This is a genomic window from Marinomonas sp. TI.3.20 (genome assembly GCF_038155025.1).
Lineage (GTDB): Bacteria > Pseudomonadota > Gammaproteobacteria > Pseudomonadales > Marinomonadaceae > Marinomonas > Marinomonas flavescens.
Window position 1 is genome coordinate 1 of record NZ_JBAKAS010000038.1, and the last position, 12,448, is coordinate 12,448.

14 protein-coding genes are annotated in these 12,448 nt (G+C 40.4%); 6 read left to right on the forward strand and 8 right to left on the reverse strand.

Annotation, left to right across the window (positions count from 1 at the left end):
- Window positions 1-553 precede the first annotated feature (553 nt).
- Window positions 554-835, reverse strand: a complete 282-nt coding sequence (locus V6259_RS19135; RefSeq protein ID WP_133012157.1) for a hypothetical protein — start codon at window positions 833-835, stop codon at window positions 554-556.
- 238 nt (window positions 836-1,073) lie between these two features.
- Window positions 1,074-1,361: a hypothetical protein gene (locus tag V6259_RS19140; protein ID WP_341585896.1), complete on the reverse strand. Its 288-nt coding sequence runs from the start codon at window positions 1,359-1,361 to the stop codon at window positions 1,074-1,076.
- A 280-nt stretch (window positions 1,362-1,641) separates the two neighbouring features.
- Between V6259_RS19140 and V6259_RS19145 the strand changes: the two genes are divergently transcribed.
- Window positions 1,642-2,889, forward strand: a complete 1,248-nt coding sequence (locus V6259_RS19145) for a tyrosine-type recombinase/integrase (RefSeq protein WP_341585897.1) — start codon at window positions 1,642-1,644, stop codon at window positions 2,887-2,889.
- A 28-nt stretch (window positions 2,890-2,917) separates the two neighbouring features.
- On the opposite strand, the gene V6259_RS19150 is transcribed toward V6259_RS19145, so the two are convergent.
- Genes V6259_RS19150 through moaC form a run of 3 tightly spaced genes read right to left on the reverse strand, consistent with a single transcriptional unit; the run spans window position 2,918 to window position 4,095 of the window.
- Window positions 2,918-3,364 (reverse strand): molybdenum cofactor biosynthesis protein MoaE, encoded by a 447-nt coding sequence (locus tag V6259_RS19150; RefSeq protein ID WP_341585898.1) that lies wholly within the window; start codon window positions 3,362-3,364, stop codon window positions 2,918-2,920.
- Window position 3,365: 1 nt separating this feature from the next.
- Window positions 3,366-3,620 (reverse strand): MoaD/ThiS family protein, encoded by a 255-nt coding sequence (locus V6259_RS19155; RefSeq protein ID WP_133012154.1) that lies wholly within the window; start codon window positions 3,618-3,620, stop codon window positions 3,366-3,368.
- Window positions 3,613-4,095, reverse strand: a complete 483-nt coding sequence (gene moaC, locus V6259_RS19160) for a cyclic pyranopterin monophosphate synthase MoaC (protein ID WP_341585899.1) — start codon at window positions 4,093-4,095, stop codon at window positions 3,613-3,615. Before moaC ends, V6259_RS19155 begins: the two co-directional genes overlap by 8 nt.
- A 163-nt stretch (window positions 4,096-4,258) precedes the next feature.
- On the opposite strand from moaC, the gene V6259_RS19165 reads away from it, so the two are divergent.
- The 4 genes from V6259_RS19165 to V6259_RS19180 all read left to right on the forward strand — a co-directional run bounded on the left by V6259_RS19165 (window position 4,259) and on the right by V6259_RS19180 (window position 9,381).
- Window positions 4,259-6,697, forward strand: a complete 2,439-nt coding sequence (locus tag V6259_RS19165) for an EAL domain-containing protein (RefSeq protein ID WP_341585900.1) — start codon at window positions 4,259-4,261, stop codon at window positions 6,695-6,697.
- Between the two features lie 86 nt (window positions 6,698-6,783).
- The gene (locus tag V6259_RS19170) at window positions 6,784-8,127 is read left to right on the forward strand and encodes a J domain-containing protein (RefSeq protein WP_341585901.1); all 1,344 of its coding nucleotides are present in this window, start codon (window positions 6,784-6,786) and stop codon (window positions 8,125-8,127) included.
- Window positions 8,128-8,133: 6 nt separating this feature from the next.
- Entirely contained in the window at window positions 8,134-8,904 is a 771-nt protein-coding gene (gene trmJ, locus V6259_RS19175; RefSeq protein WP_133012150.1) for a tRNA (cytosine(32)/uridine(32)-2'-O)-methyltransferase TrmJ, read from the forward strand.
- A 213-nt stretch (window positions 8,905-9,117) separates the two neighbouring features.
- Window positions 9,118-9,381 carry a hypothetical protein gene (locus V6259_RS19180; RefSeq protein ID WP_341585902.1) on the forward strand — a complete coding sequence of 88 codons (264 nt, stop codon included), beginning with the start codon at window positions 9,118-9,120 and terminating at the stop codon, window positions 9,379-9,381.
- Window positions 9,382-9,622: 241 nt separating this feature from the next.
- Here the strand turns inward: V6259_RS19180 and V6259_RS19185 are convergent, their stop codons facing one another.
- The gene (locus V6259_RS19185) at window positions 9,623-10,513 is read right to left on the reverse strand and encodes a restriction endonuclease (protein WP_341585903.1); all 891 of its coding nucleotides are present in this window, start codon (window positions 10,511-10,513) and stop codon (window positions 9,623-9,625) included.
- Window positions 10,514-10,546: 33 nt separating this feature from the next.
- On the reverse strand, window positions 10,547-10,708 hold the full coding sequence (locus tag V6259_RS20115; protein WP_445928529.1) for an abortive infection family protein: 162 nt from the start codon (window positions 10,706-10,708) through the stop codon (window positions 10,547-10,549).
- 827 nt (window positions 10,709-11,535) lie between these two features.
- Here V6259_RS20115 and V6259_RS19190 point away from each other — a divergent pair.
- Window positions 11,536-11,952, forward strand: a complete 417-nt coding sequence (locus V6259_RS19190) for a hypothetical protein (RefSeq protein ID WP_341585904.1) — start codon at window positions 11,536-11,538, stop codon at window positions 11,950-11,952.
- A 313-nt stretch (window positions 11,953-12,265) separates the two neighbouring features.
- Here V6259_RS19190 and V6259_RS19195 read toward each other — a convergent pair.
- Window positions 12,266-12,448 (reverse strand): hypothetical protein (locus V6259_RS19195; protein WP_341585905.1); only part of this gene is annotated, 183 nt, incomplete at its 5' end.

The window sequence follows — 12,448 nt, forward strand, 5'->3', positions numbered from 1 at the left end:
CGTTTTGTCTGCCTTGTTTCTATGCTTTAAATAATAACACTTAAAATAAAAATAAATAGATACCAAAGAGCGGTATCTCTTTACATCCAACTTTTCAAATATAAATGCAAAAAAGGGAGAATTAAGATGCTCTGTATACATAACTAAACCTAAGCGATAAATTAACTTAAATTTTGTCTGGAAAGCTCACTTCTCAAAAAATAAAACGATCGAGCTTAAGGTTTTATGTGGGGCAATATCAGCATCATCTATAAAAGAGACACAGCAAGACTTAGCTAAAATTAAATAACGACGACAAACAGGCGGAGACACTTCTCAGAGCCGTAACTAATAGAGTCTTCTTTATTTATGGGCAACCAGTTGAATCAAGAGACAAGGGGGTTGAATTGATCACTGATAATGGTCTGGATTAAGAGGAGTTAAACAAGGTTGCGCTAAGATGGGGTAATTTCAGAGCTGAGGGCTATCTAAAGAACTGGGAGCTATATAAGAATTTGAAGCAAAAAAAGACCAAATTAAATTTGGTCTTTTATCGATAACTCATATTCAGAGATTACTCAGAACGTTGAGTTTGTAAAGCGCTCAGTTGCAATCTTAAATCGCTCACTTTGGCATTTAATGCTGCTGCTTTAGCAGAAGGAGCAATGGCCGCATTAACATCAGCGCTAGTATTTACATTATGACCTAAACTTTCAATTTGTGATGTCAAATCATGAATATTAGTTTGCGCACGATAAATATCACCGTAAGTTGCATCGCCTGGTGCAGCAAGAGCAACAGAAGAGATTGATGCTGCCGCTAGTACAGTTAGTGCGCTTTTAGTAAAAGTATTCATAATTAATCACCTTAATATAATATTCATGGCTGACGTCATGTCTGCCTTGTTTCTATGTTTTTAATATTAACACTTAAATTCTAAATAAATAGTAGCATCAACACATTGTCTCTTTATGTTCAAATTTTCAAATATAAATGCGAAAAAGGTTAAATTAAGATCGAATAAAATAAAAAAAGCCTAATCAATGATTAGGCTTTTTTTTGAAATCTTACTATTTCAGTTCGATTAATCTTATTCAATTAGATCGAAGCTGAAGAATACGTTCTCTACTTATAGTATTCTTTGACATAATGCTCGTGGCTAGAGTGGTAGAATTTGTATCTACACTTACTTCGATGCTGTCAAATTGTGACTCTAAAGAGCCTATGTATGCTTGTGCGCGGCTAGCCCTATTAAAGGCTGTTTCACCAGGTGCAGCGAATGCAGTAGAAGCAACACTAGTCGCGGCTACTAGCAACAATACACTCTTAGAAAAGCTGTTCATAATACGTTCGAATCCATATATTTCATTTGGCAGCGACATTTCATCTGCCTATTTCTAATTAAGGTAATGGTAACATTTCATATAATAATAAGGAGCTCACTAAAGTAGCTTTCTCTTTACATTCAATTATTCAAATTAAAATGCTAAATTACTCGAAATGAGCACAAACAATGACAAACGAAAATAAACCTAGCATAAGCGCATTTCCTGAAAACCTATGCGTGAAAATAAAAACACTATATAAATCAAAAGTTTAATACTACAATATGAGATAAGCCTTCTTCCATTCTTACGGCATCTTTTTAGATAAAGTGAAACCATGACACCATCTGCACTCATAGACAATTTGGAACACCTGCCAAACCCTTTCACACAGTTCGACGCCATAGTGTCAGACATGGTCGGTAACACACCTTTGCTTAAGCAGCCTGATTTCAAACGCGACCTACAACTCGCACTCTGCTTTATTTATAGCTATAACGGGTCACAAGCGACGTTTAATGCTTATCGCCGAGAGGTCGAACGGTTTCTTCTATGGTCTTGGTATGTGCAATCCTCCCCTACTACTAATTTACGTAGGGAGCAGATTGAAGAATTTATTCATTTTTGCATATCACCACCTGAAGAATGGATAGGCACAAAAAATGTAGCGCGCTTTAAGTTGCATATGGGTAGTCGTGTTGCCAATAAGCAATGGAGACCGTTTGTCAGCCATATTAGTAAACTCGAATTTCGTAATGGTGAAGTACCGTTAGCCAAACAACATTCACTATCCCAAGCCGCCATTCGAGCGACGTTTTCTATACTCTCTTCTTTTTATGGTTTTTTAATGCAAGAAGATGCTATTCAACAAAATCCAGTCGCTTTAATTAGGCAAAAAAGTAAATTCGTCAAAAAAGAAGTCACGCGTCGTCAGGTAAGGCGTATTTCAAACTTACAATGGGATTATGTTATTGAGACAGCGGAATTACTCGCTGAAGAAGACCCTAATATGCATGAACGGACGCTGTTTATCATGAACGCGTTATTAGGCATGTACCTGCGAATTTCAGAACTGGTTGCCGATGAACGTTCTGCACCTGTTATGGGAGACTTCACCAAAGACACCGATGGTCATTGGTGGTTTAAAGTACTTTCGAAAGGCAATAAAGAAAGACTGATTGCCGTTTCTGATGACATGTTACAAGCACTTGCCCGTTACCGACGATTTAGAGATTTGCCAGACTTACCAACTATCGCTGAAAAAACACCCTTGATACCTAAAAACCGTGGACAAGGTCCTATGACAAGCTCAAGACAAGTCAGAAACATTGTTCAATTTTGTTTTGATACAACCTACCAAAGAATGTGCGACGATGGAATGCGCGCAGACGCAGATGATCTTCGTGTTGCTACCGTTCACTGGTTACGTCATACCGGCATTTCCGAAGACGTAAAAACACGCCCTAAAGAACATGTCAGAGAAGACGCAGGGCATGCTAGCATGGCGACAACTGACCGCTACATTGATACAGAGTATAGAGAAAGGCACGCTAGTGGACGCAAGAAGACCCTGCGCCCACATTAATTAATAGGCTTCAAATAAAATGCCTAGGTCACTTCCAACGATCTAGGCTTATTCCATCTTTCTCATTGGCCTCTACCCAATGGCTGCTATTTCCTTGAGTTTCTTTTTTCCAGAAAGCCGCACGACTTTTTAGATAATCCATAATAAAATCACACGCTTTAAAAGCCTCGGCTCGATGCGAAGAGCTCACCCCGACAAAGACAATTTGATCACTTATCGATAAACGACCGACACGATGAACCACTCTTACGTCTTGTAATGTCCAGCGAGACTTTGCTTCGTCCACAATACTTTGCAAATTGTGCTCTGTCATACCGGGATAATGCTCCAGCTCAAAAGCACAATCATCTGGTGAAAGATCAGAAAACTCGCGAACTAACCCAACGAACATAGCAACAGCGCCAGTTTTATTCTCAAGTAATAACTGTTGATAAAGCTCCGCTACGTTGAAATCTTCTTGCTGCACAGAAATCATCTTAGCCCCCAGTTACTGGAGGGAAAAAAGCGACTTCTTTCACTCGACTCGGTATAACATCTGCATCGCGTGCAAATTCATAATCTATTGAAGCTTGAATGCCTAATGCCTGCAATGCTTCACCATTGTTTAATTGTGCTGCCAATATTTGCTTAAGCTCTTTAATTGTCATAGGAAATTCACCAGCTGCTTGGCACTGACCAACCCCTAGCGATTCTTTCAGGGAAGCAAAAAAAACAACGGTTATCTCAGTCATTCGATTTACTCCAATCGCCACTTTTACCACCATGTTTTTCAAGCAAACATATATTATCGATGACAATGCCTTTATCAACCGCCTTACACATATCGTATAAAGTAAGTGCCGTGACACTGGCACCGGTGAGCGCTTCCATTTCCACACCTGTTTTTCCACTCAATGCACACGTACACAGTATTTGAATTTCATGATCGCTTAAAATAGTAATGTCTACGCTGACTTTGGTAAGCATTAATGGATGGCACAAAGGAATTAGGTCTGAGGTTTTTTTAGCAGCTTGAATACCAGCAATACGTGCTGTCGCTATCACATCTCCTTTTGGCAACCCTCCTTCTATAATTTTGGTCAATGTTTCAGGTTTCATATGAACAATCGCCTGAGCCGTTGCCGTCCGCTTAGTAATACTTTTATCAGACACATCAACCATATGAGCATTGCCTTGATGGTCTAAATGAGTAAGTGTCTCTGTCATAATTCATCCAAAAATTTAACGAAATGTTGATATATCTACTATGGTTTAAGAAACGGGATTGGAATGCAAGAACATTAAACGCCATCAGAAGGAAAGATATCGACTGATTTCCTCCTGATTACACAGTATTTCACAGCTAATCGCATCATTAGGACTCAATTGGATGAAGTATTTTGTCTTTTTTCTCATTTTGTTGTTCTGCTCTTTTGCGCGAGCCTATAACGTGGATAAAATCCCACTGTCTCCTTTGCCTACATACTTCCAAACAGGCGATGAAACGTTTTCATCTATTGTTGATACCGCCACATTCAATACAGCCGACTATAAAAAATCTCAACGCTTTTCGGATCAGACGATATGGCACAAAATTCACTTCCCAACACCTAATGAAATAACCAGCATTAATCTTCAAATGAGTAACCACTTAATTGATCAGCTAGATTTTTACCTCATTCAAAATGGCAATTTAGTACAACACTGGCGCCGTGGAGCCATTCAACACTGGCAAACGGAAGCCACTCATTACAATGGTATTTGGTTGAACATAAAACTACAGCCAGATCAAAACAACACTCTCTATATCCGTAAACATAGCCAAGGCCCATTACTCACCCCTATACATTTTTTCCAAGATTCCCAAGCAATCACAGAGAAGCTCACCACAACGATATTTTGGACAATAGCGCTAACCAGCGTAGTTGTGCTATTGGCCTATAACTTTATTATTTTCCTACAATTTCGCTATGCTGCTTTTGGCTATTACTTAGCGTTTCACTGTTTTGCATTACTCTCATTAGCCATGATGATAGGTGCAAGCCGCTGGCTCTTCCCTGAATTCATACAGCATTGGCTGATTAACACCAAAGTGACTCTTTTTGTACTAGCCGTCTGGAGCTTGTACCGCTTTAGCATCGGTTTCTTGCCAAATAAACAGACTAAGAGCTTGTCAAATAAACGTAATTTAATTAATAGCATTTTCTTTGCCTATTTTCTTATTAGTATGTTTCTTCCAGAAAAAGTGTCGGCTATTCTTTTTACCGTCATGCAAATTACCATGATTGTATTTTGCTTTCGCTTTGGCATTAGATCGTATCAACAAGGGTTCATCGCGGCTCGCTTTTATATTTTCGCCATCGCCATGTTAAGCATCGGCAGTGCCATCAATTCTATGATGTACTGGAATCTCATCCCTTTTAACGACTACACAAAAACAGCACTGCCTCTTTGCACCTTTTTGGAATTACTGGGGTTCGTCATTGCCTTTACAGATAATGCTAAGCAAATTGAACTCAACACCACTCTTAAAATTCAAACCGATGACAGTACTGGGCTGCCTAATCGTTACTATTATTTTAATATCATCGAAGAACAACTTAAGCCTATCAACCAAAGCGACTTAGCATTAGTGATGCTAGAAATCACCAGCCATAGCCAACTAAGCCAAGCTTATGGCCCCATGAAAGCAGAACAAGCAACTTCAACATTAATTCAAAATTTAGATCGAGCGTTAGCCACGATGGATTCGGTGTTGTCGTTACGTTTGCCTAACAACACAAGTAAAAAACTTATTCGTATTTCTACCAACAAAGTGGCTTTTATCAGCCTGTCAAAGAAATCAGTGAATCAACACATTGAATTTGTACAAACCTTTCTTAGTACGCCAGTCTTAATTGGACACCTAGATTTTCACTACCAATACAATATTGGCAGTGCACTTTTTCCATCTCAAAGTAATACTCTCGACTCTCTGTATCAAAATGCACTGATTGCCTGTCGCCACGCCCAATTTAATATCGGCACTTGGCAACCTTTTAACCAGACGTTAAAACAAAACTATGCCCACCAGCTGCACGTATTAACACTGCTCACTCAAGATCTCAAAAACAACTGCCTTCATTTTGAAGTCCAGCCACAAGTAAACCTTAGTACTCGAAAAATCATTGGCGGTGAAGTGTTAATTCGTTGGGAAAACAAACAACTAGGAATGATATCGCCTGGAGAATTCATTCCTCTGGCAGAACAAGCGGGACTGATTTACAAACTCACTGACTTCATCATCCTTAAAGTCTTTAAGTGGGCAGCCAGACACCCTAAACTGCTCATCGACCGTACGCTGTCGCTAAATATATCCGCATTAGATATGCTGCATGAAAATTTTGCAGATCGGGTGATAGCACTACAAGTTCATTATCAACTACCCGCATCACAATTTATCATTGAAGTGACAGAAACCAGCGTATTCGAAAATAGCAAAGTCGTTTCTGACAATGTACATCGCCTACATCAGGCAGGATTTAAATTATCTATTGATGACTTTGGCGTTGGTTACAGCTCAATGCAAAACCTCATTGCCTTGCGGACGAGCGAATTAAAAGTAGATAGATACTTTGTTGCAAACATATTAACCGATAATCAAAGCGCCATTCTGTGTCGGAATATGATTCAACTTAGCGCTGAATTGGGAGTCACAAGTGTTGCAGAAGGGATCGAGAGTGAAGAGATCGCACAGCAATTCGATCAATGGCACTGTCAAATTGGGCAGGGTTACCACTTCTATAAACCAATGCCGTATCGAGATTACCTTTCCTTGCTTGGCTCATAAATTGCGCCTTTGTCGTACCTAATAAATCGTGCATAATGCTAAGCATAGTCCCACACCTTGCCTAAACGCTTATTTTCTAGGATAGCATGAGCATTATAGACGATTATCGACTGTTAGAAATCCCTACTCACGCCAGCACACAAGAAGCGAAAAGCGCTTTCCGTCGTTTGGCAAGACTGTACCATCCGGATAAAAATCCTGGAGTCGACACAACAGAACATTTCCAGCGCTTACAAGCAGCCTATCAAAATGTATTAGATGACATAAAACAAGGCTCAGCCGCACCCAACTGGAAGCCTTACGACTTCGCTCAAGCAAGACCCTCACGTGATAATCAATACAGCAGCTATTCGCCCAACACAGACAAAGAGCAAGAAGCTTTCGTTAAAGAGCGACAACGCGCCTATGAAGAAATGCGACGCAACAACGCCCAACAAGACAAAACTCGCGAAGATGCCATAAAAACAGCTAGAAATACGCTCAATGAAAAGCGCGTTAAAGCACTCTATGAAGAAGCGTTCAAATCGTCGAAAGGCTTTACTTCTGAAGGCTACAACGCTTCAGGTTACAACTCATCAGATGCAAACACCTCAGGTACAAACGAATCCTATTCTTTTGATGATTTTGAAATCCCCCCATACCAATCCTTTGTCGACGATCCAGATCCCGTTAAAAACGAGCGTGGCAGCCACCCCATTCGCTTATACGCTGCCAAAGCAGCGTTTCGCACCGCTACGTATATTGCTTGTTTCGCAGCAGGCATATATAGCACCTTATATTGGCAAGAAGCTCACGAGAACACTAAAGCAGAACACCCCCCTAACGCTTACATTTCAGGCTTATACCCTCAGTTTCGGGTCGGTACTAACTACACATTAGCAACCACAAAACTCTTCGCTGAACCCGATACCAAAACGCAACAACTGATTAACATTCCCGCTTTAACGAATATTCAAAGTATCAAAGCACAAGGTGACTGGTTAACTGTCCGTTACCAAGGTATTAGTGGCTGGGTGCAAGCAAAAAACGTTGGTTTTGGGTCGGCGCAGCATGCGGTAGAAACAGGCTGTATAGGACAACCAGGCATAGCGCCACGACATGGACAACTGATCGGCAACGCCAATGGCAAAAGTCGACTGAGAATTTTAAATCAGCTAGAACAAGCCAGTTTGCTTAGCTTTCAGTCTTACGATGGCCTCCCTCCCTTCTCCATTTATTTACGGGCGGGGCAAGCCTTTGCGGCCAACTTCATACCAAAAGGCCGCTATCGATTGGTGTTGGAGACAGGTTCCCTGTATCATCACACCTGCAATCAATTCCTATTCAATGACACCAACCAAGTCGTCTTAAATAATGTCGAGTTTGCCAGCACAGAGCAATCGCTCACGCTCAAACCCGAACGAAAAGTCGATCAAACACTGAGTAATTAATAACCCATGCTGAGTAATATTCGGATTGTTTTAATCAACACCTTTCACCCAGGAAATGTCGGTGCAATTGCCCGCGCCATGAAAAACATGGGCCTGACCAATTTATATTTAGTAGACCCTAACGACTACCCTTCAGACGAAGCCACTAGTCGTGCAGCTGGAGCGGTTGATCTGCTAGAGAATGCCACCATCGTAGGCACACTAGAAGAAGCCATTAGCGACTGCAGCCTTGTGGTCGGTACTAGCGCTCGTCATCGCACTTTTCAGCTCCCTATTATGAATGCTCGAGAATGCGCGCAAACCGTCATTCCAGAATCAAAAGAACACCAAGTAGCCATCGTTTTTGGACGTGAAACCACCGGGCTTTTGAATGAAGAAATTGCCCAGTGCCATCGCCAAGTTTACATCGATGCCAATGACGAATACCCAGTACTAAACATTTCTCAAGCGGTTCAAATCGTCGCTTATGAAATCTGGATGGCCAATCAAGATCAGACCATTTACGACAAAACCGTAGCAGAATACCCACGCAAAAAAGACATGGATTTATTCTATAAACATTTAGAAGAAACCCTCTACGGGATCAATTTCGTTGTGCGTAATCACCCTGGCAAGGTACTGGATAAACTACATAGATTTTTTAACCGCTCTCGTCCTGAAAAACAAGAACTGGGGATTTTACGAGGTGTACTAGCGGCGGTTCAGCGCGAAGCTGGGCTAACAGAAGCTAACAATCATCCCGAGAAAAAAGCCAAACAAGAACAATCACAAGACTAATACAGTTACTATTTTACTCGATAAAAAACACAGCGTACTGAAGTGACCTGTGTTTTTTATGCTCCTAATAACTAGACATAGTCACAAAGTAAAGTCCCAGTAAACGCGCTCAAAAGACACCAATAAGTCACTATAATTATCAAACTGGGTATCGACACCCTCCCGTTTAGGGAGTTTCACTTTCGTCCGCCAAGAATAAGGAATCACTCTCTAATGAAAATCATCATGACAGTAAGTCTAATCCTAGCAACAACGCTACTCACTGCTTGCGCGTCTCTTAATAATTCACTAACGCCAGAGAAAACACTACAAAATAAAGTCAGTTCCGTTATTCATGCTAACCCAGACAATATTGTGATCACGAATAAACAAACACAAGGTGAGCATGTTGAATTTACGGCCTCCGTGCTAGACAAAACATATCATTGCCATTACACCGCCACATTATTGAAACAAACTGATACGATTTGCGAATAAGAACAAACACTCTGTATACAAGATACCCTTCCTGTATACAGCGCCTCTGTTTCTAAACAAGCATATAAGTACTGATTTTTAGTTCACGGAAGTCGAGATAAAGTGTTTTTGCTCGTGGATTTGTTTTTCTCAGCCCATAAAATACTGACTGGGCTGTTTGCCTTTTTCGCTAAACTTGATCACTAGACATAGCCAGTTCTTTGGAATCTATTGAGGTCAACAGTAACCTCTGACTCGTACTCTATCGAGGCCGGAACATACCCATCATAAACTGTCCCATGTATCGATCATAAAAATCATAGTGATCCGGGTCATAATGATCGCTATGTTCTGAATAGTCGCGCACCTTGAAATCATAACCATCAGCATCACCTTCATAGAACGCTTCTTCAAATTGTTCCGCAGTACCAATAGCCTTTTCTTCGAATGGGTGCATGTAATCGATATACCATCTAAAGCCCCCACACTTATCATCATAGAAAACGCATCTCAATCTCAAAAAATGATTCTCAGGTAACTCATGTTTTGTATACTGTTCGATATCATTAAGTTTGTTTTCGATAACATCTAAGTAAATATCACAATCAGATCCTATTCTATTTGTGATATGAAAGTAGTACCCTTTAAAATTAGCCGTCCAATGGTTTGGCCTCTCACTCGCATATATCTGCCAACCTTTGGCGCTTGTAGGGAAAAAACGTTGGGCAATAGCCCACAGTTTCGGAGTCGACAACATACGCTCTAACTCAACAGAATCCCAATAAGTGGCTGTTAAATTATTGCGAGGACTATCATTAATACTTTCCAAACGCTGAACTACAGTAGATGAAGGCTGTGTTGATGTAACGAGAACATAGCCATCACACTCATGATGGCCACAACTATCAATAATATTATCCAAATCACCAACCCCAACACTAGCACCACTTTTAGCGTTATGTTTGCACTGGATTAGCCACTTTTTTGAAGTACTTTTAAAGACGCTTTTGTATTCTTCCACACATATTAAATCTTTTCCTCCATCAGGCCCTCTACCACTCCAATAAATCTTATGCCCAAGACTAAACAATAATTCTCTAACCATCTGTTCAAGATCTTGACCATCTTTTGATAATTCAGTGAAGTCTAACATTTGGTTCCTTGTAAATTTAAAATATAAGCAATTTTATTTATTCTTGCGTTCATCCCAAGTCTCTAAGAGAAATAGGGCTATTGTATGTGACGAATGTATTGCAAGCCTCGCATGGCGAGGCTTGATATTGTAGATTTTTGAACCCTCTCCATGAGCAGAGCTTGCATGTGCTCTAAAAGCTCCAATACCATCCACAATAGATAAAACTCCAGTGAGAATTTTTTTAAATCATCATCTTGAAGTAACTTTGGATCAAACCCTAAATGGTGGCGAACCACTTTCCATAGGTTTTGCAAATCTTGCTATTGGGGCATAACAAGATTTTCATAGGTAATATAAACCTTAAGAAGAGACTCTAATATATTACAAGCTGCAGATACTGCATCTCTGGGTTGAGAATTAACATTAGCTAATGCTCTATTAAACTCAGCATCTATAGCAGGGATATCACGACCCTTGATTAACTCCCCAAGTGAACGACTGGGAGCAGAACTCCCATCTGAAATAACCCCACCAGAGCCCCCCAATTCAAGGTGGCGGATCTAAATTCAGGTTGAGACTACCGCCCGTAGGGACGGCCAGCACGAATACTGCTCAAAAAAAAGACCCACCTTAACAGGAAAATCTCGGCCACAAAAAAAATATGCTGCGCGTGCTTTAGGCCGCTACGGTATAAACGGAGCGAGATTTCCGGCACTAGGTTTTGCCAGTGCAAGGAGAATGTTAGACCTAGATTGGGGACAGGCCAAATACTTATCATAACATCGATGATTCTACGCTATAACTTTGATGTTCCAAATTTAGTAGCACAGGAAAGAACAAGTCATTAGAAGAAGTATATGTTCAAAATTATTGGGCATTTTACTCCAAAATAGCCCCGTCTCTAAAATTCATATACTAATCTTTGTGAGATACAACAGGGTAGAATGAAATTTAAAGGAATAACTACACGGGCTATACAGTTTAAGAGCTTTTATTGATAGCATCTTATACTTCAAGTGTATAGTACCAATGAGGATGTTATGGATACTCAGTCAAAGGAAGACATAGACCGATTGAAACAGATAGGCGGTCTCAAATCACACATAGAAAAGCAAAAAACCAGCAGCCGTCATTCACTTCTTAACGCTTGGGATTACATAAGCAAGGCTAAGCTGATACATGAGATAGATTTCAATATGTCAGCATTTTGTCTTATCACCGCGGAAGAAGAAGCGGCAACAGCGTTGATTAAATTAATCAAAGAAAGAGGTTATAACTGCCCATATAACCTTAATCATAGACTGCACCCTCATAAGGCTGCAGTCTATTTCTTAATAGAAGCCTATACGAACTTCATCATCGAAACGAATGCTCTTGATGAAATCCTGATTTCAGGGCTGAATAAAGATCAGCTTGAACTCAGGATAAATCTAATTCACATGGGAATTGATGGCTGATTTGAATTTTCAGAGGTGCCTTTAAACATCTCGATAACAGACCCTAGCGGTAATGAGTATGACTTCCAAAGCCAAATTGACTCGATGGTCTCAGACGCTAACATAGGCAAACTAAGTAAGTACATTTTAAAATTAGCCAATCAGAGAAATATGATCCTTTACGCCTCTCCTGAGGGCCGCCCATCAGTGAATATTAACCAAAAATACATCAGAACTTACGAAAATAGAGTTTTTACTATGAGCTTTCTTTTCGTATTAATCGCCCAACATAAAGAGAAGCAACCTCTGGTAGCCACCTACACTGAGGTGCTATCTAAACTCTTGCAACGAGTAAAAGATAGCGAATAAGGAACCATTTGGGGTCAGATGCTGAGGTATCCCCACAAATTTGATAAAAATAACAATTAGTTAACGCAAGAAAGGAACGTTCATGGCCCTTGGTGATCAATAATTTCGCCAAAAACAACCAAACACGAGAGCCATGAACGCGACGACT